Source organism: Mesorhizobium sp. M0119 (genome assembly GCF_040322615.1).
Classification (GTDB): Bacteria; Pseudomonadota; Alphaproteobacteria; order Rhizobiales; family Rhizobiaceae; genus Mesorhizobium.
In genome coordinates, this window is the sequence record NZ_JAMYTU010000031.1 from 1 (window position 1) to 23,353 (window position 23,353).

The window sequence follows — 23,353 nt, forward strand, 5'->3', positions numbered from 1 at the left end:
GCTGCCAAAGTTCCCATCAGCCATCGCATCAAGAAATGCGCCTGGAACGACGACTATCTCATCAATGCCATCACTCATATGCGATAGCCCTGCCCTCGAGGGGGAGATGGCCGGCAGGCCAGAGGGGGTCGTTGCGCGTGGAGCGCCATCGTCCTCCGTCGGCGACAGGAGGGTCGCGTCAGGACGTACCGACCCCCTCTGTCGCCTTCGGCGACATCTCCCCCTCAAGAGGGGAGATTACGCTGCCTTGGCCCAGCCATCGCGGCTTTATCGGCCTGCTCATATCCGCTAAGGGGCGGGGCAAGAGAATTCTCCGGGCCCGCCAATGACCGCCAAGACCAAACCCTCACCCCTGTTCCTCGGCATCGACACCGGCGGCACCTATACCGACGCCGTGCTTTGGTCGGAAGCCGGCGGCCCCGGCGGAAAAGTGCTGGCCAAGGCCAAGGCGCTGACAACGCGTCACGACCTGGCGGTCGGCATATCGGGCGCGGTTGATGCGGTGCTGCAGAAAGCCGGCACCGACCCGACTGCGATAAAACTGGTGTCGATGTCGACGACGCTCGCCACCAATGCGCTGGTCGAGGGCCAGGGCGGCCGCGTAGCACTTGTGATGATCGGCTTTGCCGAGGGCGACCTGGCCCGCGACGGGCTGAAGACGGCGCTTGGCACTGACCCGGTGGTGTTCTGCGCCGGCGGCCACGATGTCCATGGCAATGCGGCAAAGCTCGACCTCTCCGGGCTCGAGGCAGCCTTGCCGGAACTGGAAAAGTCGGTGTCCGGCTTTGCCGTCTGCGCCTATTTCGCCACCCGCAACCCGGCGCATGAGCTTGCCGCCCGCGATCTGATCCGCGACATAACAGGCCTGCCGGTCACCGCCAGCCACGAACTGTCGGCCAAGCTCGGCGGCCCGCGCCGGGCGCTGACGACATTGCTCAACGCCAGGCTGATCTCGATGATCGACCGGCTGGTGGCGGCGACCGAAGGCTTTTTGGCCGCACGCAACATTGCCGCCCCGCTGATGGTGGTGCGCGGCGACGGCGCACTGGTTTCCGCCGCCTTCGCCCGCCAGCGGCCGATCGAGACCATCCTATCCGGCCCCGCCGCCAGCCTGGTCGGCGCCCGCCACATGACCGGCCTCGACGATGCCGTGGTCTCCGATATCGGCGGCACCACCACCGATGTTGCCGTGCTCGACAAGGGCCGGCCGCGGCTCGATCCGGAAGGCGCCACCGTCGGCGGCTTCCGCACCATGGCCGAGGCGGTCGCCATGCGCACCTTTGGCCTTGGCGGCGATTCCGAAGTGGCGCTGGAGGACGGTGCGCTCAGCCCGAGGATCCTGCTCGGGCCACGCCGCCTGGTGCCGCTGGCGCTGGCCGGCATGACACATGGCGAGGTCGTCACGGCGGAGCTCGAACGCCAGCTGCGCGCGCCCAATCCCGGCCGCATGGATGGCCGCCTCGCGGTGCGCACCGGGGTGCCGGAGCGGCTGGCGGCTGGCCTGACCGGCGCAGAGGCCAAGCTTTACGAGCTGATCGGTGCCGTGCCGCAGGCTCTCGACAGGTTGCTGACCTCGAATGCCCAGAACGCCACCTTGAATCGGCTGGTGTCGCGCGGGCTGGTGCATGTCGCCGGCTTCACGCCGTCGGATGCCGCGCATGTGCTGGGCAGGCAGGCCAATTGGGATCCGGCCGCCGCGCGTCTGGGTGCCGAGCTGTTCGCGCGCAGGCGTGACGGCCGCGGCCAGTTTATCGCCGCCTCGCCGGAGGCGATCTCGGAACGGGTGCTGACCGCGCTGACCCGCCTGTCGGCGGAAGTCATCCTCGAGACCGCCTTCGCCGAGGATGGGCTGGATGGCGCGGCGACCGTCGCCCATGCCCTGGTCCAGCGCGCCGTCGACGCGCATCCCGGCATCGCCCGGCTCAGCGTCGCGCTCGACCGTCCGGTCATCGGCCTGGGCGCCTCGGCGCCGCTGCATTATGCAGGGCTGGCCGAGCTGGTCGGCAATCGATGCGTGGTGCCGGAGGATACCGACGTTGCCAACGCGCTCGGCGCCGTCGTCGGCCAGGTCCGGGTATCGGCCGAGGCGCGGGTCAGCCAGCCCAAGGAAGGGCTGTTCCGCGTCGCCTCAGGCGAAAGCGTGCGCGATTTCAACGACGAGGCGGCGGCGATCGCCGCGGCGGAGAAAGACGTGCGCGCCATCGCCGCCGGGCGGGCGAAGGACGCCGGCACCGACAGCGCCGAGATCGAAATCGCCAGCGAATTCCGCGTCTCCACCGTAGAGGGCCAGCGCATGTTCATCGAGGCGCATGTCGTGGCGGTGGCGTCGGGACGGCCAAGGATTGCGGTGTAGGTTCAGTCGATCTCCCCCCTCGTGGGGGAGATGGCCGGCAGGCCAGAGGGGGGCGCTGTCCCGCCGACCTCTCAGTCGTTTGCTGTTGTGCCCTCAGACTTGCGGCTGGTCGTAAATGACAAGGTCCGCGATCCTTCACGCCCCCCTCTGCCCTACCGGGCATCTCCCCCACAAGGGGGGAGATTGGCAGCTTTGGCCAGCGGCGAAAATGCCCTACCTTCGGCCTAAGCGAATTGACCCTGTAGCCATGGCATGTCAAACGCCCCGGTGCCGGCAACCCGGCCAAGCCTTGGAGAAGCCCTGATGACCGATCGCGTCGAGATCGCCGGATTGCGGATTGCCCGCGAGCTTCATGATTTCGTCGTCATCGAGGCGCTGCCGGGCACCGGCATCGAGGTGGACGCATTCTGGAACGGTTTTTCGACGATCGTCCATGATCTCTCGCCAAAAAACCGGGCGCTGCTCGAAAAGCGCGATGCCATGCAGGACAAGCTCGACCGCTGGTACCGCGACAATGGCGCGCCCGTCGACATGGAGGCCTACAAGAACTTTCTCCGCGAGATCGGCTATCTCCTGCCCGAGGGGCCGGCGTTCAGCGTGACCACCGAAAATGTCGACCCGGAAATCGCGCTGGTTGCTGGGCCGCAGCTGGTGGTGCCGGTGATGAATGCGCGTTATGCGCTGAATGCCGCCAATGCGCGCTGGGGCTCGCTGTACGATGCGCTCTACGGCACCGATGCCATCCCGGAGACGGACGGCGCCGAGAGGGGCAACAAATTCAATCCGGCGCGCGGCGCCAAGGTCGTCGCCTGGGTGAAAAGCTTCTTCGACGAGGCGGTGCCGCTCACGACAGGCAAATGGGCCGGCGTCAACGGACTCTCGGTCGCCAACGGCATGTTGCGGCTGGGCGAGGGTGCCGGCGCCACCACGCTCGCCGACCTCAAACAGTTTGCCGGCTATCGCGGCGATGCCGCCGACCCCGAAGCCGTCCTGCTGGTCAAGAACGGCCTGCACATCGAAATCGTTGTCGACCACAACAACCAGATCGGCCGCACCGATCCGGCCGGCATTGCCGATGTCGTGCTGGAATCGGCGCTGACCACCATCCAGGACTGCGAGGATTCGGTGGCGGCCGTCGATGCCGAGGATAAGGTGCTGGTCTACCGCAACTGGCTCGGCCTGATGAAGGGCGACCTGGCCGAGGAGATCACCAAGGCCGGCAAGAGCTTTGTCCGGATGCTAAACCCCGACCGCACCTATACCGCGCCCGATGGCGGCACGCTGACCTTGCCCGGCCACTCGCTGATGCTGGTCAGGAATGTCGGCCACCTCATGACCAATCCGGCGATATCAGACCGCGACGGCAACGAGGTGCCGGAAGGCATCATGGATGCGGCGCTGACGGCGCTGATCGCGCTGCACGATATCGGCCCGAAGGGGCGGCGCGCCAATTCTCGCGCCGGCTCGATGTATATCGTAAAGCCCAAGATGCACGGGCCCGACGAAGTCGCCTTCGCCGTCGAGATTTTCGACCGCGTCGAGGCGCTGCTCGGCATGGCCAAAAACACCATCAAGATGGGCATCATGGACGAGGAGCGGCGCACCACCATCAACCTCAAGGAGGCGATCCGCGCCGCCAGGGACCGCGTCGTCTTCATCAACACCGGCTTCCTCGATCGCACCGGCGACGAGATCCACACCTCGATGGAAGCCGGCCCGATGATCCGCAAGGGCGACATGAAGCAGGCCGCCTGGATTGCCGCCTACGAAGCCTGGAACGTCGACATCGGCCTGGAATGCGGATTGGCCGGCCATGCTCAGATCGGCAAGGGCATGTGGGCGATGCCCGACCTGATGGCGGCAATGCTCAACGAGAAAATCGCGCACCCCAAGGCCGGCGCCAACACCGCCTGGGTGCCGTCGCCGACGGCGGCAACCCTGCACGCCACGCACTACCACAAGGTCGACGTCCACGCCGTGCAGCAGGCGCTGAAAAGCCGGCCCAAGGCCAGGCTCGACGATATCCTGTCGGTGCCGGTAGCAAGGCGGCCGAACTGGTCGCCTGAAGACATCCAGAAGGAACTCGACAACAACGCGCAGGGCATTCTGGGCTACGTCGTGCGCTGGATCGACCAGGGCGTCGGCTGCTCCAAGGTGCCCGACATCCACGATGTCGGCCTGATGGAGGACCGCGCCACGCTGCGCATCTCCTCGCAGCACATCGCCAACTGGCTGCACCACGGCGTCTGCACGCCCGAGCAGGTGATTGAGACGATGAAGCGCATGGCGGCGATCGTCGACCGCCAGAACCAAGGCGATCCGTTCTACCGGCCGATGGCGCCGGATTTCGACAACTCCATCGCCTTCCTCGCCGCCTGTGACCTCGTCTTCAAAGGCCGCGTCCAGCCCAACGGCTACACCGAGCCGGTGCTGCACGCGCGGCGGCTGGAATTGAAGGCGAAGCAGAGCGGGCGGGATAAAACCCTATGACAGTCTGGCTATGAACGGTTGCTGATCCTCAGGCATTAAATATTTGTACAATGTACTGTAGGGTGGGTGAGCGTGACTGGATACTGCCACGACAACGTGCGACGAATTTCTCAGGGGCCAAATGAGCAACAACAGGTCTGAACAAAACGTCAGAAAATTCTTTGTATCGATAATAGTCATTTGGGAAGCATTGCTATTCAATTCGCTGCCGACCCAGGCTGCAGAAGAGGTGCCGTTAGCTGTTCCTCTGATAAAATTGGAGTACCCGGGAAATCCACCCAATATCCGGATGTTGTATGTTAAGGTGCTTTCCCTCGGTAACCGAAAAGTAAATCAACCGCTATTACTGGATACCGGGTCCAGTGGCATGACGATCGACTGTGCTTCTGTGCTTCCAAAGAGGCTGTGTTCTGTCGAAGGAATAAAAATTACGAAGGATTTGGAACTAGATGGGATAACCGTTACCACCCAAAAAGCCGTCATGAATTACGGAACCTACGATGAGTACGGAAATGTTGCGTTGGCCCGGGTGACTTTCGGTTCCCGAGGCTCTTCCGTCTCCACCGAGGCATCCATCCCCTTCCTTGTTCGCTATAAGGAGGTCAGACGCAGCACAGGTGAAATTGTCGGTGGCCGGCTCTGGCCAAAAGGGATTTTTGGCATTTCCCCTATTGGAGGCGGTGGACCAAATCAAATGCTGAAATCCCCAATGGATGCTGTGAGTCCCAGAAATGGCTTGCGAAAGGGGTATTATCTTTCTCCGATAGGAACCGATTGGAGAGCTTGCACGAACGAGGAGGCGAATTGCCCGGCAGTTAAGGCACTTCACATTGGGATATCGGACAGCGTGAAAAGCGGGTTCAATATGGATAAATGGAAAACCGCTAGCGATCGCTATAATTTCCCAACCATAGGTTCATGTATACTATTGAAAGAAAAAACAACCTGCCGGCCGACACTTTACGACACGGGAAATTCGACAATCGTAATAGCGGATAACCCGCCAAAAGATTCAAGTGGATCCATGGATATCGGTACTAGAGTGGCGGTAAAAATCGCGATGCTAGGGGAGTGGAAATTCGACACGTCATACGGATCCGAGTTGGAATTCTCTCCAACTATCGGCCACAACATCATTGGCATACGATATTTTGAAACGAATAGTTTACTAGTTGACTTTGAAGCGAAAGAGATCGGAATCCGCATCGGGAATTGACCAGAACTCTTCATCGTGTTCGGCCACAGGACGGGACGCTCCTACGCCGCCTGCGCCATCCGCTCCGAGCTCATGCGGTAGGAAATCGCTTCGGCCAGATGGATGCGGCCGACCGTCTCGCTGGCCTCGAGATCGGCCAGCGTCCGCGCCACCTTCAAGACGCGGTGATAGGCTCGTGCGGAAAAGCCGAGCTTTTCGCTGGCATCCCTGAGCAGCGACAGGCCGGCGGCATCGGGCATGGCGATCTCCTCGATGACGGAGGGCGAGCAATGCGCGTTGGTGGTGGCGGAGGTCGCGCCGAGCCGTTCGAAACGCTCACGCTGGATCGTCCGCGCCCGTGCTACGCGAAGTGCCACGGCTGCACTCTTCTCCGCCCGGTCCGGCCGGATCAAATCGCTGGCCGAGACCGCCGGCACCTCGATCCTGAGATCGATGCGATCGAGCAGCGGGCCGGAAATGCGCGCCTGGTAGTCGGTGCGGCAGCGGTCGCCGCGCAGGCAGCGATAGCCCGGCTCGCCGGCCATGCCGCAACGGCACGGGTTCATCGCCGCGACCAGCTGAATGCGTGCCGGATAGGTGACGCGGTGGTTGGCGCGCGCGATCATGCAGTCGCCGGTCTCCAGCGGCTGGCGCAGCGCATCGAGCGCCTGCGGCGAGAATTCGGGAAATTCGTCGAGGAACAGCACGCCGTGATGGGCAAGCGAGGCCTCGCCCGGCCGCACGCGCAACCCGCCGCCGACCATCGCCGCCATCGAGGCAGAATGGTGCGGCGCGCGAAACGGCCGCCGGTCTGTCAGTTTTCCTTCGCCGAGCTCGCCGGCCACCGACGCGATCATCGAGACTTCGAGCAATTCCCTGGGCGCAAGCGGCGGCAGGATCGACGGCAGCCGCTGCGCCAGCATCGACTTTCCCGATCCCGGCGGACCGACCATCAGAAGATTGTGGCCGCCGGCTGCCGCCACCTCCAGCGCCCGCTTGGCGGTCTCCTGGCCCTTGATGTCGGCAAGGTCGGGCAGGTCGCGCGCCGAAGCATGGATGCCGGCTTCCGGCCGTGACAGAACCTGCGTGCCGCGAAAATGATTGGCGATGGCAATCAGGCTGCGCGGCGCCAATATGTCGAAATCCTTGCCGGCCCACGCCGCTTCCGGCCCGCAGGCGAACGGGCAGATCAGGCCCTTGCCTTCGGCATTGGCGCCGATCGCCGCCGGCAGAGCGCCGGCCACCGCGGCAATGGTGCCGTCGAGCGATAATTCGCCAAGCACGACATAGCCGGCCAGCATGTCGCCCGGAATGGCGCCCAGCGCCGCCATCAACCCGAGGGCGATCGGCAGATCGTAATGGCTGCCTTCCTTGGGCAGGTCGGCGGGCGCCAGGTTGACGGTGACCTTCTTCGACGGCATCGACAGGCCGGATGCATGAAGTGCTGCCTGCACCCGCTCGCGGCTTTCGGCTACAGCCTTGTCGGCCAGGCCGACGATGTGCATGTTGACCTTGCCCGGCGCGATCATCACCTGCACGTCGACCGGCACGGCCTCGATGCCCTGGAAAGCAACCGTGCGAACCCGCGCCACCATGTCTTCACCCCGGATGCAGGCTTTGCCCCAAGCCTTTGCGATCATGCCGCGAACGGCGTCACCGGAGACAACCACAGATTTCCGGCGAAGGCAAGAACATTTGGGGAACGGGTGTTCGTGAAAGCAATGACCTCGGCCTGACAATGCAGGCGACCGCAGCGAGGGCCGGGCTCGCCGCGAAGGGTGCGCGCCAAACAAGCAGCTCCGCACGAAAGGAGCGGGCGCATGTATTTTAGCAATCGCTTATAATCGAGCGCCAAATGAGGTATAAACCCGATAGCGGTTCCGGCGATCGCAACGTCAGGCTCCGCGTCGAATACAGGGAGGTTGACATGGCTGATAGTGCAATGAACGTCACGAAGTTTGCTTCCAAGTCTCACAACACACCGGATGAAGTTCGAGCGCCCGATAAGACACGCGTCGAAGTGGTGCGGCTCCCCGGGTTTACTCTCGGGCGGCTCAATATGGAACCGGGATGGAAATGGTCCGAGTGTGTGAAGCCGGTCGTCAAGACGGACAGCTGTCAGGTGTCGCATGTCGGCTACGTCGTATCCGGAGCCATCACCGTCAGAATGAATGACGGGACGCAGAAAACTTTCGAGCAAGGCACGTCCTACACAATTCCGCCCGGCCACGACGCCTGGGTGGAAGGCAATGAACGCTTTGTATGCATCGAAGTCATGAGCGCCGAGCAATACGCCAAACCAGCGTAGGCAACGGGATCTATTTTCTCCGCTTGTCCTCCACCGCATCCCAGAACAGGCTGGCGATGTCGGCGCCCCCAAAACGCTGCACTTCGCGTATGCCGGTCGGTGAGGTCACGTTGATCTCGGTCATGTAGTCGCCGATGACGTCGATGCCGACAAGGATGAAGCCGCGCTCCTTCAGCGAGGGGCCGATGCGGGCGCAGATCTCGCGTTCGCGCTCCGTCAGCTCGGTCTTTTCGGCGCGGCCGCCGACATGCATGTTCGAGCGCGAATCATGCTCGGCCGGCACGCGGTTGATGGCGCCGACCGGCTCGCCGTCGATCAGGATGATGCGCTTGTCGCCGGCCCGCACCTCCTTGAGGTAGCGCTGCACGATGAACGGTTCGCGGAACATCTGACCGAACATTTCGAGCAGCGAGGCGAGGTTGCGGTCGGCCTCGTGCAGGTGGAAGATGCCGGCTCCGCCATTGCCGTAGAGCGGCTTGACGATGATATCGCCGAACTCCTTGCGAAAGGCGGCGACCTCGAGCGGGTCCTTGGTGATCAGCGTGTCCGGCATCAGGTCGGGAAATTCGGTGACGAAGATCTTTTCCGGGCTGTTGCGCACCCAGGCCGGGTCGTTGATCACCAGCGTCTTCGGATGGATGCGCTCGAGGATATGCGTGGTGGTGATGTAGTTCATATCGAAGGGCGGATCCTGACGCAAAAGGATGACGTCCATCTCCGATAGGTCGGTGCGGACTTCTTCGCCCAGCGAATAATGATTGCCCTTCTCGTCGCGGACCTGCATCGCCTCGATGCGGGCAAACACCTTGCCGTCGCGCAGCGACAGCCGGTCGGGCGTGTAGTGGAACAGCTGGTGCCCGCGCCGCTGCGCTTCCAGCGACAGCGCAAACGACGTGTCGCCGACAATCGACACGGTGGAGATGTGGTCCATCTGGACGGCGACTTTCAGGGGCATGGGTGCTCTCCGGCGCACTTGGAGCGACGTGCGTCCACCTGGACGCACATACGCTCCAAACACTTTTGAATCCATGCATCGCACTGCCCGAAAATCGATTCCGATTTTTCGGGCCGATGCATCGACGACAGCGATATAAGGAAATCGGCGGCTTCTGCCAATCGGCCAAGGTCATGATGAGGCTGCGCTTCGCTTGGCGCAGACCCCAATGCGATGTGCCTTCAGCGATCGAAGACCAGCTTGGAATAGCCGAGGAAGGACAGCGCCATGGCAATCAGCGAGGCGACCGCAAGGGCAATGAGCGGCGACATCATCGGCAGCGCGAACAGCATGGCGCAATAGACGAGATAATTGACGACGCTGGTGGCAATGCCGACGCCGCCGTAGCGTGCGCCCTCTTGCGCGACGCCGCGGCTGGAAGGCGAGAAGGTCAGATGGCGGTTGATCAGCCAGGTGACGGACAGGGCAAAACCGATCGAAATGATGCGGGCCACGAAAGGTCCGACCGGCGCTATCGTCAGCACCAGCCAAAGCGCCGCCGCGTCGGCGACGAAGCCGATGCCGCCGGCGACAATGAAGCGGGCAAGGCGTCCCATTTAGGCTCTAAGCCGCCCGCGGGGTCTTGCGCGGTCCGGCCTTCAAAGTCGCGAGCGCACTTGCGCGTTCGCGTTCGACGCGGCCGGAAGGCATCGACAGATAGAAGATGCGCTTCTGCTCGGCCCGGCCGCGCGACACCGAATCGAGGATTACCCCGGTCACTGCCGCCAGCATCGACAGCAGCAGCAGCCCGACCGACAGCACCCAGGTCGGCATGCGCGGCACAAGCCCGGTTTCGGCGAACTCGATCAGCACCGGCGCCATCAGAAACAGGCTTGATGCCAGGAAGAACACCGAAAAAGCGCCGAAGAAACGCAGCGGCTGCGTCTCTTTCATCAGCATGGCGAACATCCACAGGATCTTCGCGCCGTCGCGAAAGGTCGACAGCTTCGACGAGGAGCCTTCCGGCCGGCGGCCATAGTCGAGCCCGATCTCGCTGACCGGCAATTTGAGCTGCGAGGCGTGCACCGACATTTCGGTCTCGATCTCGAAACCGCCGGAAACGGCGGGAAAACTCTTGACGAAGCGCCTGGTGAAGGCGCGGTAGCCGGAGAAGATATCGGTAAAGTCCGAGCCGAACAGCCGCTTGTAGAGGCTGTTGAAGATGCGGTTGCCGAAGGCGTGGCCTGTCCTGCCGGCATCGTCGGCGACCCCGCGCCTCGTGCCCACCACCATGTCGGAGCGCTCGGTCAGCAGCGTGTTGATCAGTTGCGGCGCGTCCTCCGGCGCATAGGTGCCGTCGCCGTCGGCCATCAGGTAGATGTCGGCCTCGATGTCGGCGAACATGCGGCGCACGACATTGCCTTTGCCCTGGCGCGGCTCGCGCACCACGATAGCGCCGGCGGCGCGGGCTCGGAGCGCCGTCAGGTCGCGCGAATTGTTGTCGTAAACATAGATCGCGGCGGAAGGCAGCGTTTCACGAAAACGCCGCACCACTTCGCCGATCGTCAGCTCCTCATTGTAGCAAGGCAGCAGCACGGCGATGCTCGGCTCATGGCGCACTTCTTGTGGCATTTTCGTCTCCGGATGCCCTGTGAGGCCCCTGACCGCTCAAACGCCGGCCTCGCTCGGGCGGCTTTACTATTTATTGAAGCTGTTAAGGCTAGGTTTAAACCGCCCCGTATTCCTTCCAAAGGTCCTGATATGAGCACAGCCGACGATGGCGCCTCCAGTTGGAGGTCCGATATCGCGCTGGCGCTGCTTGCCACGTTGCTGGCACTTGCCGTCAATGCCTTTGCCGGCTTCCCGGAATTGACCAATGCCGGCGGCGACAACGACAATCTGCTGCGCCTCGTCGAAGTTCGCGACATGCTGGCCGGCCAAAGCTGGTTCGATCTGCACCAGTACCGGATGGGCCTGGAAGGCGGTTTCGTCATGCACTGGTCGCGGCTGGTCGATGCGCCGATCGCAGCCATCATCATGGCCGTATCGGCCCTGACCGGCAGCGCGGCCCTTGCCGAGAATGTCGCTCAAGTGCTGTGGCCGGCGCTGCTCTTCTGCCTGACCGTGTTTTTCACCGCCCGCACTGCTTGTAGCTTTGCCGGTGACGGCGCTGTGCTGCCGGCTGTCGTCGTCGGCGCCGCAGCACTGTATTTCCTCGGCATTTTTTCGCCTGGCGCGCTCGATCACCACAATGTCCAGCTGATGCTGAGCATGGCCAGCCTGAGCCTTCTGCTTGAAGCGCCGTCGCGCAGGGCGGCGGCATTGCTCTCCGGCCTGTGCGCCGGATTGATGCTGGCCGTCGGCATGGAAACCGCGCCTTATGTCGCCACCATCGGCGCCTCTGTCGCCACGCTGTTTGCCCTCGAGGCCAATGGCGAGAGGCTGATCGCCAGGGATTTCGGCCTCGGCTTTGCCGGCGTGTCCGCTCTCGTCTTTGTCGCCACCATTGCGCCATCCGCCTGGGGCCAGGCGCAATGCGACGCCTTCTCGACCGTGCAGTTCGTCGTCGCAGCGATTGCCGGAACCGGCCTTGCGGCGATAGCGTCGATCGAGCCCGCCGGCCGCACGCGCCAACGGCGCATCGCCTCGCTTGGTCTGCTTGCACTGGCATTGGGCACTGTCGTCGTCCTTTTGTTTCCGCAATGCCTGGCAGCGCCCTATGCCAATCTCGATCCGCGCCTCAAGGAGCTATGGCTTGATCACATCGACGAGGCGCAGTCGCTGTTCAAACTGCTCGCCGAGGATCCGGCCGAGGTGGTGGCGCGCTATGCCACGCCGCTCATTGCGCTCGTGCTGATGGCGCTTCGCCTTGGCCGCGGCGGCTGGCGACGGCAGGACAGCCTTGTCGGCGCGCTGCTTGTCGTGGCCTTCATCGTCAGCGCCTGGCAGGTGCGCGGTTCGACATTCTCGATCGCCTTCGCTGTCATCCCGCTTGCCGCCTGGATTGCCAAATGGCGTCAACGGGCCGAGGCCAGCGCATCGCGTGGCGTGGCGCTGCGCATGGCTGCCGTCTGGCTGGTTTCGGTGAATGCGGTCTGGACTGGGGCTGCCGCGGCGACCTCGGTGGCCTTCGACGACAGCAACGCCACGGCCGATAATGGCACTGATGTCGCTTGCCACCGCATGGCCTCCTTTGCGGCACTTGGCCGCCTGCCCGGCACCACGGTGCTGGCAATCTCCAATCTCGGATCGCCGATCCTGGCCTATTCCGGGCATCGCGTCTTCGCCGGGCCTTATCATCGCAACGTCGCCGGCAACCTGCTGGTGCTCGATGCCTTCCTTGGGTCCGATGCCGATGCCAGGACGATCCTGGCCGATCATCACGTCGGCCTCGTCGCGCTCTGCCCCGGCAGCGCCGAAAGCAAGCTCCTCGCAACCAAGGCGCCGGCAGGCTTTCTTGCCGGGCTGATGCGCAGCAGCGTGCCGGAATGGCTTGAGCCGGTTGCCGGGACCAGCGGAGCCGCCGTCGAATTGTACCGCGTCCGGCCGGGCAGCTGATCGATCGGCGGCCCGTGCGGCCTTTTGTCGGACATAAGTCCTGACAATCCCCTCTTTCGCCCTTGCCCGCCCGACACGGCTGGATAGGATGCGCGCCGGCCGACCGAGATCATTGGACCGGGAGAGAATTTCATGATGCCATCGGCACGCTTTGCCGACCTCGAAGGCGCTTCGGTGCTGATCACCGGCGGCGGCTCCGGCATTGGTGCTGCCTTGACCGAAGGTTTTGTCCGCCAGGGGGCAAAGGTCGCCTTCATCGATATCGCGGACCGTCCGAGCCTGACGCTGGCCGATCGGTTAGACAAGGAGCTCGGCCGGCGGCCGCTCTATCTCAAGACCGACATACGCGACATCGAGGCATTACGGCTATCAGTCGCCAGGGCCGCCGAGGCGCATGGTGACGTGACCGTGCTGGTCAACAATGCCGCGCAGGATGACCGTCATGCCGTCGAAGACGTTACGGTCGAGTTCTGGGACAACAACCATGCCATCAATCTGCGTCCGCATTTCTTCAGCGCACAGGCGGTGGCGCCAGGCATGAAGCGGGCCGGCGGCGGCTCGATCATCAACTTCACCTCGACCTCGTTTCTCATCAACCATCCCGATATGCCGGCCTACACCGCCGCCAAGGCCGGCATAGTCGGTCTCACCAAAGGTCTTGCCGGCAAGCTCGGCGTCGACGGCATCCGTGTCAACGCGATCGCGCCCGGCTGGGTAATCACCGAGCGGCAGAGAAAGCTCTGGGTCACCGAACAGGCGCTCGCCGCCCACGTCGCCAAGCAGTGCATCAAAGAGGTGATGCAACCGGAAGACATCGTCGGCACCGTGCTGTTCCTGGCGTCGGATGCTTCACGCATGCTGACCGCGCAGATGCTGATCGTCGACGGGGGGTTCCTGTGATCTCGCCGAGCAAGGCGGCGTCTGTCGCGGCCGTCGACTGGGGCACCACCCGTATGAGGGTCTGGCTGCTCGACGGCACCGGCAAGGTTCTCGCCGAGCGGCGCGGCGACGACGGGCTGATCACCGCCCAGGCCAAGGGATTTTCGTCCATTCTCGAAGGGCACCTCGACGCCATGGGCGCTCCAGAGGCGCTGCCGGTCATCATTTGCGGCATGGCCGGTTCGCGCCAGGGCTGGCTGGAGGCACCCTATGTCAGCATTCCCACGCCGATCGGCGCTATCCTCGCCGGCGCTGCCCGCATCCCCGGCCAGCGCCGTGATATCCGCATCGTGCCTGGCCTCGCCCAACGCCTCGCCGATGCACCTGACGTCATGCGCGGCGAGGAAACCCAGCTTGCCGGCGCCGGTTTGCCGGCAAAGGGACGCCACATCGTCTGCATGCCCGGCACCCATTCGAAATGGGTGCTGGTCGAGGACGGCTCTGTTGCCGGCTTCGGCACCTGGCCGACCGGCGAGCTGTTTTCGGTGCTGGCCGCGCACTCGATCCTGCGCCATTCGCTGGGCGAGCCGCCGAAGCCGGTTGTCGCCGAAAGTCCGTTTTTCCGGGACTGGTGCCTGAAGGCGTTGGCCGAAGGCGGTGACATCGTTTCAAGACTGTTCTCGATCCGCGCCGCCAGCCTGCTGCAGGACCTGAAGCCCGAAGATGCCGCCGCCTGCCTGTCCGGCCTGCTGATCGGCGGCGAGATCGCTTCGGCAAATCGCCGTTATGGAGCAAGTGCTGTGCCCGTCGTGCTGATCGCGTCGGGCGCACTTGGCACGCTCTATGCCGAGGCGCTCGGCCTTGCCGGGCTCGCTTTCAGGGCGGTCGACGCCGACGAGGCGGTGCGTGCCGGCCTTGCCGAAGCCGCGCGCGAAAATGGCATGATCGCCGGAAATGGAGTTGCCGCATGACAGAGACCGCACCTTTTCCAAAGCTCGAGCGGGGTTTGGTCGCGATCCTGCGCGGCCTGAAACCAAGCGAGGCGGTGGCGATCGGCCAGGCGGTCTTCGGCGCCGGTATCGAAGCGATCGAGGTGCCGCTCAACTCGCCCGAGCCCTTTGTTTCGATCGCCAGCATTGTCGAAGCGCTTCCTCCGACAGCGCTGGTCGGCGCCGGCACGGTGCTCACCGCCGCCGATGTCGACGGCCTGCACAAGGCCAGCGGGCGGCTGCTGGTCAGCCCCAATATCGATGCCGAGGTCATGGGCCGTGCCATGCAGTACGGCATGGTGACGATGCCCGGCGTGTTCACGCCGACCGAGGCATTCCAGGCCATTCGGCTCGGCGCTTCGGCACTGAAATTCTTCCCGGCGAGCGTGCTTGGCGCGGCAGGCATTTCGGCGATGCGCGCGGTGCTGCCGGCCCGTGTGCTGGTCGGCGCCGTCGGCGGCGTTTCGGACAAGGATTTTGCCGGCTACAAGGCAGCCGGCGTCAGCGTCTTCGGTCTTGGCTCCAGCCTCTTCAAGCCGGGCATGAGCGTCGACGAAGTGGCAGTGCGAGCGAAAGCCGCAGTTCAGGCCTGGGACGCGGCGTTTGGAGTGGCATGATGAGTGAGACCATCGTTTCGGTTTTTTCCGACCATGTCTGCCAATTGGGCGAGGGGCCATGCTATGACCCTGCGGCCGACACGCTCTACTGGTTCGACATCGTCAACGGCCAGCTCCTGGAACAGCGTCTGTCCGGCGGTGCGGTCAAGATCCACGAGCTCAGTCAGATGGCCAGTGCCATTGCCGTCATCGACGACCGGCGTCAGCTGATCGCCACCGAGACCGGCCTGCATGTCCGCGACGTCGCGACCGGCAAGCTGACGCTGCACACGCCCATCGAGGCCGACAATACGGTTACCCGCTCGAACGATTCACGCGTTCACCCTTGCGGCGCCCTCTGGGTCGGCACCATGGGCAAGAGCGAGGAGAAGGGCGCCGGTTCGATCTACTGGTTCTTCAAGGGCGAGCTGCGCCGGCTCTATGCGGATATCACGGTGCCCAATTCTATCTGCTTTTCCGAGGATGGGACCATTGCCCATTACACCGACACCAGCACCGGCCTGTTGATGCGCGTCGGTTGCGATCCGGCGACCGGCCTGCCGGTTGGCGAACCGAAGGTTTTCGTCGACCACCGCTCGGCCAGGGGCTATATCGATGGTTCGGTGCTCGACCGCGACGGCATATTGTGGAACGCCTGCTGGGGCGGCGGCGTCGTCGAAGCCTATGGACCCGACGGCAAGCTTGTCCGTTCGGTGGCGATGCCGGTCACGCAACCGTCCTGTCCGGCTTTCGTCGGCAGGAATGCCGACCGGCTGGCGGTCACCTCCGCCTGGTCGGGCAAGAGCGAGAAGCAGCGCCTGCTCGACCCGCAAGCCGGCATGACGTTTATGCTCGACATTCCGGTCAATGGTCGCTTCGAGCCACGCGTGCTGATTGGCTGACCATGATCCTGAGCCTTTGGTTCGGGAAAGATCATGGTCAAACAAGAACATGGTGCACTTGCTGTCGTGCAGGCATCCGATCGACGTCGGTTCCGCGCAAGCCGAATGCGTTCGCCGTGCGATGGTAGGCAATCGTGCTGCCAGGAGCCGTTCCACCCATGTCAACCCGCAAGCCGAAACTGATCCTGGTTTATGAGCCGGAAAAGGCCTGCTTCGACCGGCTGCTCGCCGAGGGCTACTTGCCCGAGCGTGCCGCCGAAATCGCCTCCTATCTGGCGCAATCGACCGACATCACTGCTGAATTCGACGCACTTGCCGCCGCTTGCCAGACGCGCGGCCTGTCGTTCGCCCCACTGGCGCTCGACGATGCCGCAAGCGTTCTCGCCAGCGAAGTTCCGAAGACCACGCTTGTCTGGACGCTGACCGACGGCATCGCCTATTTCCGTGGCGGCGCGGCACCAGCTCTGGCACGGCTGAATGGCCTGAAGGCGATCGGCGCCGACGATGCGTTGTTCGCGCTCTGTCAGGACAAGTTCCGGTCCGGCGCCGTGCTCGGCGCGCTTGGCTTGCCGGTGCCGCAGGCGGGCCTCGCCCGTGACGGCGCCTGGCTGGTCGCGCCACCGGCCTCGCCCGCCGGCTGGTTCGTCAAGCCGAACCGGCTCGGCGCCAAGATCGGCATCTGGCCGGATTCGCGCTGCCACGATCTCGGCCATGCGCTGGAGCTTAGCCGGCGCGTATTCGCCGCCTATCGCGACGATGTCGTGGTCCAGCCCTATGTCGGCGGGCGCAACGCGCGCGCCAGTTTTCTCGGATTGAAGCCGGATACCGGCGTCGAGGCGCTGGGCATCGCCTTTGTCGATTCAGGCGGCGATTTCCAGACCATGCAGGACAGCCTGGCGCTTTACGGCGATACCGGCGCAGTGGCGAAAGCGTCGGGAACATACACCGAGCCGGCGCTGCTGCCGGTCGCCGACAGCCAGCCTCGAGCGGATGCAACTATTCGCCGAATAGCCGGAAACCTGATGGTCGGGCTTGGCCTGCGGGACGTCCTTTCCATCGACTTCCGGGTCGAACTCGACGACAGCGTGCACCTCATCGAGTTCGAGGTCTGCCCCGGCCTGCCCTGCTTCGATTTCCGCGATTACTGTCGCCGGCAATGGGGCCTGAGCCTCGCCGATGCGATGGCTGAAACCGCGATGAACCGATTTCTCGCCTAAATCCCCTCGACCAGCACGATTTCGCCGTCAGCCACCTTTTGGCGGATCGCGACGGCGCGCTGGTATTCGGGCGAGTGGTAGCAGTCATGCGCCGCCGCAAGCGACGGAAATTTGATGATCACATTGCGGTCGCGGCCCGGCCCCTCTGCCTTCTCATACGCGCCGCCGCGCGCCAGGAACTTGGCGCCGAAGCGGTCGAAGGCCAGCTTGGCGGCTGCGACATAGTCCTTGTAGCCTTCCGCATCGCGTACATCGACGCGAGCGATCCAGTATCCCTTGGGCATGGCTTTTCTCCGGGTTAATTCCTGGCGTCAGGCCGAGCGCATTTCATCCAGGATCGCTTCTGCTGCCGCCCGCCTGTCGGCCGCGCCGACGATCGGCCGGCCGACGACGAGATGGCTGGAGCCGTTGCGGATCGCCTGCGCCGGCGTCACCACGCGTTTCTGGTCGCCATGGTCGCTGCCCTTCGGCCGGATTCCCGGCGTCACGACGGCCAGGTCGGGGCCGACGATGCGGCGCACCGCCTCCGCTTCCTCGGCCGAGCAGACGATGCCGCCCATGCCGGCATGCAGCGCCTGCTCGGAGCGCCTCAGCACCAGCGTATGCGGATCATATTCATAGCCGGCGTCGATCACGTCCTGCTCGTCCATCGAGGTCAGCACAGTGACCCCCAGCAGGCAAAGATCGCTGCCCTTCGCAGCCTCGACCGCCGCCTTCATCGTCTTCGGATAGGCATGGATGGTCAGCATGCTCATGCCCATTTTGACGATGTTGTCGACCCCCTTGGCTACCGCGTTGTCGATGTCGAGCAGCTTCATGTCGAGGAAGATCCTGGTGCCGCCGCTGGCCAGCTCGCGGGCGAAGTCGAGCCCGCCGGCAAAGGCGAGCTGGTAGCCGATCTTGTAGAAGGAGACGATTCCGTCGAGCTCGCGCACCGCCTTCTCGGCCTCCTTCAGCGTCGGCAGGTCGAGGCCGACGATCAGCCTTTCCTGAATTGTGTCGGCATGCGCGGCGTCCGGGATCATGCCTCGATCCGCGTCGACAGCATGCGCGAGGTCTCGATCAGCGTTCGGCATAGGTGCTCCATCGATTGGTGTAGTCTCTCGTCCCTGAAGTTGCCCTCGTCGTCGAAGGCGTTGCCGCCCTCCGGCACCGAACACTCCGGTGTCACCACCTCCATCCGGCAGCGTACCAGCACGGCGCGCAGATGGTTGATGCAGCGTATCCCGCCGAAGGGTCCGTTGGAAGACGAGCAGAGGCCGGCGACCTTGCCGACAAGCGGCCTGAACGTCCGGCCGCCATCCTTGCGCAGCTGGCTCACCCAGTCGATGGTGTTCTTGAGCAGCGGCGGAATGGAGCCGTTATATTCGGGCGTCGCGATCAGCAGCCCGTCCTGGGCGGCGATCATCCGGCCGAGCTTGAGGGCGTTTTCGGGAATGCCTTCGTCCTTTTCCAAATCCTGGTCGAGGATCGGCAGCGGATAGTCGGCGAGCGAGATGCGGGTCACCTCGGCGCCCTGCATGGCAAGTTCCTTCTGCGCCACGTCGGCGGTCCTGCCGCTATAGGCGCCGCCGCGCACCGAACCGGCGAAGACGAGAATTTTCGCGATCACAGCCATGGGTCTGCCTTGTCACCCGATGGGTATAAAGACAAGTGCCATTCAAACCCAACGCTTCAATTCAAGCGGCCCCGCGTCGGTAGATCCAAAGCTGCGTCGGCGGAATGTTGCGGATGACGAAATGGAAATGCTCGACCGTATAGTCGCCGCGGCCCGGCGGGATCGGCGACAGCGGCCCGTAAGTCAGCTGCACGATCGGCCGGCCCGCCGGGATACGGTCGAGCAGGCTCTCGACATAGGCGATGCGCTGGGCGACCGGGAAATTGAGCAGCGGCACGCCCGATATCACAGAATCGAAGATCAGGTCGCGCTTGTCGCCAAGCGTCGCGTCGAGATTGAAGGCGTCGCCCTCGATGACGTTGACGCCTGGATAAAGCTGGCGCAGATGGCGCACGAAATCAGTGGAATATTCGACCGCGTAGAGATTTTCAGGCTTTATGCCCTGGGCGAGGATGGCGCGTGTGATGACGCCTGTACCGGGCCCGACCTCGAGCACCGGCAGGCCGGATGTCGGATCGACGATCGAGGCCATCTTGCCCGCGGTGATGGAACTGGTCGGGACGATCGAACCGACCGCCTTCGGCTTGTCGATCCAGCCCTTGAAGAACTTCAACTCGTCGTCGAACTTTTCTGCCAGCGTCTTTCGCAGTCCGGGACTACGCGTCATCGAAAGTCCTCCTCAACGCCCCCTCGCACGCTACTTAGCAGTTACGAGGTGCAAGACAAGGCGAATCCCCGGATAAGGTGTTGATGACGCTCGGGAAGCGTTTCCAGGGATCAGCTTCAGTGCTCGCCGAACGTTTCGAAAAAGTCCTTCATGCGTGCGAAAAATCCGCTCGACTGAGGCGAATTGTCCTTTGAGGAAAGCTGCTCGAATTCCTCCAGCAATTCGCGCTGACGGCGCGAAAGGTTCTGCGGCGTCTCAACCACGGTCTGGATGTAGAGGTCGCCGATGTTGGGCTGGCGCAGCACCGGCATGCCCTTGCCCTTGAGGCGGAACTGGCGACCGTTCTGGGTGCCTTCCGGCACCTTCACCTTCGTCTGGGTACCGTCCAGTGTCGTCACCTCGAACGAGCCGCCAAGCGCTGCCGTCGTCATCGAGATCGGCACCTTGCAATAAAGATCGGCGCCGTCGCGCTGGAAGAACTCGTGCGGCTTGACCGCGAGGAAGATGTAGAGATCGCCCGACGGGCCGCCGCGCAGGCCGGCCTCGCCCTCATTGGCCAGCCGGATGCGGGTGCCGTCCTCGATGCCGGCAGGGATGTTTACCGACAGCGAGCGCTCCTCGGTGACACGGCCCTGGCCGGCGCATTTCGGGCACGGATCCTTGATGGTCTGGCCGCGCCCCTGGCATTGCGGGCAGGTGCGCTCGATCGAGAAGAAGCCTTGCGTGGCGCGCACCTTGCCGTGGCCGTTGCACATCGAGCAGGTCACTGGCTGGGTGCCCGGCTTGGCGCCGCTGCCCGAGCATTCCGAGCAGGAGATCGAGGCCGGCACGCGAATCTGCGCGGTCTTGCCGGAAAATGCCTCTTCCAGCGTGATTTCCATATTATAGCGCAGATCAGCGCCGCGCTCGCGGCCGCCGGATGAGCGGCGCTGGCGCCCGCCCATCATATCGCCGAAAATGTCCTCGAAAATGTCGGAGAAGCCGCCGGCGCCAAAGCCTTGCGCCCCGCCATTCATGCCGCCGTGCTCGAAGGCGGCGTGGCCGAAGCGATCATAGGCGGCGCGCTTCTGCGGGTCCTTCAGTGTCTCGTAGGCTTCGTTGATTTCCTTGAACTTGTGCTCGCAGGCATGGTCGCCTGGGTTGCGGTCGGGATGGAACTGCATGGCGAGCTTGCGAAAAGCGCTCTTGAGCTCCTTCTCGTCGGCGCCCTTTTGCACGCCCAGCGTTTCGTAAAAATCAGCTTTCATGTTCTCCCGCAGTCCGGATATTCAACGTCTTGAAGCATCGTTGCGTCGTTTGCCGGCACGCTGTTCCGATTTAGGTGTGATGGAGCCGGGATGCCAGTGTCTACGAGGCTTTGTCCGCATTTTTTCGGGCAGTTCCGCGTTTTTCCGGTAAAGGGTTGCAAAAAAGCCCGGCTGCGCGCCGGGCTTTTTCCTCACCTGTACCGTCAGGCGGTTCAGGCCGACTTCTTCTTCTCGTCGTCTTCGTCGATTTCCTCGAAATCGGCATCGACGACGTCACTGTCCTTGGCAGCATCAGCCTTGGCGTCGGCCTCGGCGGCTTCCTTCTGCGAAGCCTCGTACATGGCCTGGCCGAGCTTCATCGAGACTTCGGCGAGCGTCTGCGTCTTGGCCTCGATCTCGGTCACGTCGTCGCCTTCGGCAGCGGTCTTCAGCGCCGCGATCGCATCGGCAATCGCCGTGCGGTCGGCCTCGGAAACCTTCTCGCCATATTCCTTCAGCGATTTCTCCGAGGAATGCACCAGCGCCTCGGCCTGGTTGCGGGCCTCGACCAGCGCGCGCCGCTTCTTGTCGGCTTCGGCATTGGCCTCGGCGTCCTTGACCATCTTCTCGATGTCGGCGTCCGAAAGGCCGCCGGACGCCTGGATGCGGATCTGGTGCTCCTTGCCGGTGCCCTTGTCCTTGGCCGAGACGTTGACGATGCCGTTGGCGTCGATGTCGAAGGTGACCTCGATCTGCGGCACGCCGCGCGGCGCAGGCGGGATGCCGACCAGATCGAACTGGCCGAGCGCCTTGTTGTCGGCGGCCATTTCACGCTCGCCCTGGAAGACGCGGATGGTCACCGCCGACTGCGAATCCTCGGCCGTGGAGAACACCTGGCTCTTCTTCGTCGGAATCGTCGTGTTGCGTTCGATCAGCCGCGTGAACACGCCGCCCAGCGTCTCGATGCCGAGCGACAGCGGCGTCACGTCGAGCAGCAGCACGTCCTTGACGTCGCCCTGCAGCACGCCGGCCTGGATAGCGGCGCCCAACGCGACGACCTCATCCGGGTTGACGCCCTTGTGCGGCTCCTTGCCGAAGAACTGTTTCACGATCTCCTGAATCTTGGGCATGCGGGTCATGCCACCGACCAGGACGACTTCGTCGATTTCGCCGGCCTTCAGGCCGGCATCCTTGAGCGCGGCTTTGCAGGGATCGATCGTGCGCTGGACGAGATCCTCGACCAGGCTCTCGAACTTCGCCCGCGTCAGCTTCAGCGTCAGGTGCTTGGGGCCGGTGGCATCGGCGGTGATGAAGGGCAGGTTGATCTCGGTCTGCGTGGTGGACGACAGCTCGATCTTGGCCTTTTCAGCCGCTTCCTTGAGGCGCTGAAGGGCGAGCTTGTCGTTCCGCAGGTCGATGCCCTGTTCCTTCTTGAACTCGGCCGCCAGATATTCGACCAGACGCATGTCGAAATCCTCGCCGCCGAGGAAGGTGTCGCCATTGGTCGACTTCACTTCGAACACGCCGTCGCCGATTTCGAGCACCGAAATGTCAAACGTGCCGCCGCCAAGGTCATAGACGGCAATCGTCTTGCCTTCCTTCTTGTCGAGACCATAGGCAAGCGCGGCCGCTGTCGGCTCGTTGATGATGCGCAGCACTTCGAGGCCGGCGATCTTGCCGGCATCCTTGGTCGCCTGGCGCTGGGCGTCGTTGAAATAGGCCGGAACGGTGATGACCGCCTTCTCGACCTTCTCGCCGAGATAGGCCTCCGCCGTTTCCTTCATCTTCTGCAGGATCATCGCCGAGATCTGGCTGGGCGACTGCTTCTTGCCGCCGGCCTCGACCCAGGCGTCGCCATTGTCGCCCTTGACGATCTTGTAGGGGACAAGCTTCTTGTCCTTCTCCGTCACCGGATCGTCGTAGCGGCGGCCGATCAGGCGCTTGACCGCGAAAATGGTGTTTTCAGGATTGGTAACCGCCTGGCGCTTGGCCGGCTGGCCGACGAGGCGCTCGCCGTCGCTGTTGATGGCGACGATGGAAGGGGTCGTGCGCGCGCCTTCCGCATTCTCAATGACCTTGGATTCCTTGCCATCCATGATGGCGACACAGGAGTTGGTTGTTCCCAGATCGATACCGATTACTTTTGCCATTGTTCTAATCTCTCCGCTAAGCAGGCTCTCAGGACCCGTACAGGCGTTCCGACGAAAGCCCCTGTTCACAAGAAATTCCGCTCCGGCAACCGGCATTCGGCGCTGGACGGCTTGGCGCGTATATAAGAACACGCTGCGTGGCGCGCAAGCATTCTGCGCAAGGCGTTCACCATTCATCGCGGTTGATCCGATTCGGGACCGGCAGGCCTGTATTTTCCGGCGATGACCCGGCCCGGCCCCCGGCCCATGAACCTTTCCGCCTCACCCCGCG

At 63.6% G+C, this 23,353-nt stretch carries 20 protein-coding genes; 10 read left to right on the forward strand and 10 right to left on the reverse strand.

All coding sequences use genetic code 11. The features are described from left to right. The first annotated feature begins 325 nt into the window (after window positions 1-325). The 3 genes from NKJ40_RS23580 (at window position 326) to NKJ40_RS23590 (ending at window position 6,059) form a co-directional block, all read left to right on the forward strand. On the forward strand, window positions 326-2,353 hold the full coding sequence (locus tag NKJ40_RS23580) for a hydantoinase/oxoprolinase N-terminal domain-containing protein (protein WP_352468107.1): 2,028 nt from the start codon (window positions 326-328) through the stop codon (window positions 2,351-2,353). 303 nt (window positions 2,354-2,656) lie between these two features. Further along, window positions 2,657-4,843, forward strand: coding sequence for a malate synthase G (locus tag NKJ40_RS23585; protein ID WP_352468108.1), 2,187 nt, complete (start codon window positions 2,657-2,659; stop codon window positions 4,841-4,843). Window positions 4,844-4,964: 121 nt separating this feature from the next. Next, window positions 4,965-6,059: a hypothetical protein gene (locus NKJ40_RS23590; protein WP_352468109.1), complete on the forward strand. Its 1,095-nt coding sequence runs from the start codon at window positions 4,965-4,967 to the stop codon at window positions 6,057-6,059. Window positions 6,060-6,100: 41 nt separating this feature from the next. Here NKJ40_RS23590 and NKJ40_RS23595 read toward each other — a convergent pair whose 3' ends face one another. Beyond that, a complete protein-coding gene (locus tag NKJ40_RS23595; RefSeq protein WP_352468148.1) occupies window positions 6,101-7,633 on the reverse strand; it encodes a YifB family Mg chelatase-like AAA ATPase in 1,533 nt (510 codons plus the stop codon). Between the two features lie 332 nt (window positions 7,634-7,965). On the opposite strand from NKJ40_RS23595, the gene NKJ40_RS23600 reads away from it, so the two are divergent. After that, window positions 7,966-8,346 (forward strand): cupin domain-containing protein, encoded by a 381-nt coding sequence (locus tag NKJ40_RS23600; protein ID WP_292662001.1) that lies wholly within the window; start codon window positions 7,966-7,968, stop codon window positions 8,344-8,346. Between the two features lie 10 nt (window positions 8,347-8,356). Here NKJ40_RS23600 and gshB read toward each other — a convergent pair whose 3' ends face one another. The 3 genes from gshB to NKJ40_RS23615 all read right to left on the reverse strand — a co-directional run bounded on the left by gshB (window position 8,357) and on the right by NKJ40_RS23615 (window position 10,912). Beyond that, entirely contained in the window at window positions 8,357-9,301 is a 945-nt protein-coding gene (gshB, locus tag NKJ40_RS23605) for a glutathione synthase (RefSeq protein ID WP_352468110.1), read from the reverse strand. 221 nt (window positions 9,302-9,522) lie between these two features. Further along, window positions 9,523-9,897, reverse strand: coding sequence for a GtrA family protein (locus NKJ40_RS23610; protein WP_352468111.1), 375 nt, complete (start codon window positions 9,895-9,897; stop codon window positions 9,523-9,525). A gap of 7 nt (window positions 9,898-9,904) precedes the next feature. Further along, window positions 9,905-10,912, reverse strand: a complete 1,008-nt coding sequence (locus NKJ40_RS23615; RefSeq protein ID WP_352468112.1) for a glycosyltransferase — start codon at window positions 10,910-10,912, stop codon at window positions 9,905-9,907. Between the two features lie 129 nt (window positions 10,913-11,041). Here NKJ40_RS23615 and NKJ40_RS23620 point away from each other — a divergent pair, with 129 nt between their 5' ends. The 6 genes from NKJ40_RS23620 to NKJ40_RS23645 all read left to right on the forward strand — a co-directional run bounded on the left by NKJ40_RS23620 (window position 11,042) and on the right by NKJ40_RS23645 (window position 17,421). Then, the gene (locus tag NKJ40_RS23620; RefSeq protein ID WP_352468113.1) at window positions 11,042-12,838 is read left to right on the forward strand and encodes a GtrA family protein; all 1,797 of its coding nucleotides are present in this window, start codon (window positions 11,042-11,044) and stop codon (window positions 12,836-12,838) included. A gap of 132 nt (window positions 12,839-12,970) precedes the next feature. Beyond that, a complete protein-coding gene (locus NKJ40_RS23625) occupies window positions 12,971-13,738 on the forward strand; it encodes an SDR family NAD(P)-dependent oxidoreductase (RefSeq protein ID WP_352468114.1) in 768 nt (255 codons plus the stop codon). Continuing rightward, entirely contained in the window at window positions 13,738-14,688 is a 951-nt protein-coding gene (locus NKJ40_RS23630; RefSeq protein ID WP_352468149.1) for a 2-dehydro-3-deoxygalactonokinase, read from the forward strand. The genes NKJ40_RS23625 and NKJ40_RS23630 overlap by 1 nt, the downstream gene beginning before the upstream one ends. Further along, complete coding sequence (locus NKJ40_RS23635; protein WP_352468115.1) at window positions 14,685-15,323, forward strand: 2-dehydro-3-deoxy-6-phosphogalactonate aldolase; 639 nt, start codon at window positions 14,685-14,687, stop codon at window positions 15,321-15,323. Before NKJ40_RS23630 ends, NKJ40_RS23635 begins: the two co-directional genes overlap by 4 nt. Then, entirely contained in the window at window positions 15,323-16,204 is an 882-nt protein-coding gene (locus tag NKJ40_RS23640; RefSeq protein WP_352468116.1) for an SMP-30/gluconolactonase/LRE family protein, read from the forward strand. The genes NKJ40_RS23635 and NKJ40_RS23640 overlap by 1 nt, the downstream gene beginning before the upstream one ends. A gap of 158 nt (window positions 16,205-16,362) precedes the next feature. Further along, the gene (locus tag NKJ40_RS23645) at window positions 16,363-17,421 is read left to right on the forward strand and encodes a D-alanine--D-alanine ligase family protein (RefSeq protein ID WP_352468117.1); all 1,059 of its coding nucleotides are present in this window, start codon (window positions 16,363-16,365) and stop codon (window positions 17,419-17,421) included. On the opposite strand, the gene NKJ40_RS23650 is transcribed toward NKJ40_RS23645, so the two are convergent. The 6 genes from NKJ40_RS23650 to dnaK all read right to left on the reverse strand — a co-directional run bounded on the left by NKJ40_RS23650 (window position 17,418) and on the right by dnaK (window position 23,082). Further along, entirely contained in the window at window positions 17,418-17,705 is a 288-nt protein-coding gene (locus tag NKJ40_RS23650; protein ID WP_352468118.1) for a DUF1330 domain-containing protein, read from the reverse strand. The two genes, NKJ40_RS23645 and NKJ40_RS23650, sit on opposite strands and share 4 nt — an antisense overlap. 27 nt (window positions 17,706-17,732) lie before the next feature. After that, window positions 17,733-18,446: an orotidine-5'-phosphate decarboxylase gene (pyrF, locus tag NKJ40_RS23655; protein WP_352468119.1), complete on the reverse strand. Its 714-nt coding sequence runs from the start codon at window positions 18,444-18,446 to the stop codon at window positions 17,733-17,735. Further along, on the reverse strand, window positions 18,443-19,039 hold the full coding sequence (locus NKJ40_RS23660) for an NADPH-dependent FMN reductase (protein ID WP_352468120.1): 597 nt from the start codon (window positions 19,037-19,039) through the stop codon (window positions 18,443-18,445). Before NKJ40_RS23660 ends, pyrF begins: the two co-directional genes overlap by 4 nt. A 61-nt stretch (window positions 19,040-19,100) precedes the next feature. Continuing rightward, window positions 19,101-19,706 (reverse strand): phospholipid N-methyltransferase PmtA, encoded by a 606-nt coding sequence (gene pmtA, locus NKJ40_RS23665; RefSeq protein ID WP_023679853.1) that lies wholly within the window; start codon window positions 19,704-19,706, stop codon window positions 19,101-19,103. 116 nt (window positions 19,707-19,822) lie between these two features. Then, entirely contained in the window at window positions 19,823-20,953 is a 1,131-nt protein-coding gene (dnaJ, locus tag NKJ40_RS23670) for a molecular chaperone DnaJ (RefSeq protein ID WP_352468121.1), read from the reverse strand. A gap of 212 nt (window positions 20,954-21,165) precedes the next feature. Beyond that, complete coding sequence (dnaK, locus tag NKJ40_RS23675; protein WP_023679851.1) at window positions 21,166-23,082, reverse strand: molecular chaperone DnaK; 1,917 nt, start codon at window positions 23,080-23,082, stop codon at window positions 21,166-21,168. Between the last annotated feature and the right edge of the window lie 271 nt (window positions 23,083-23,353).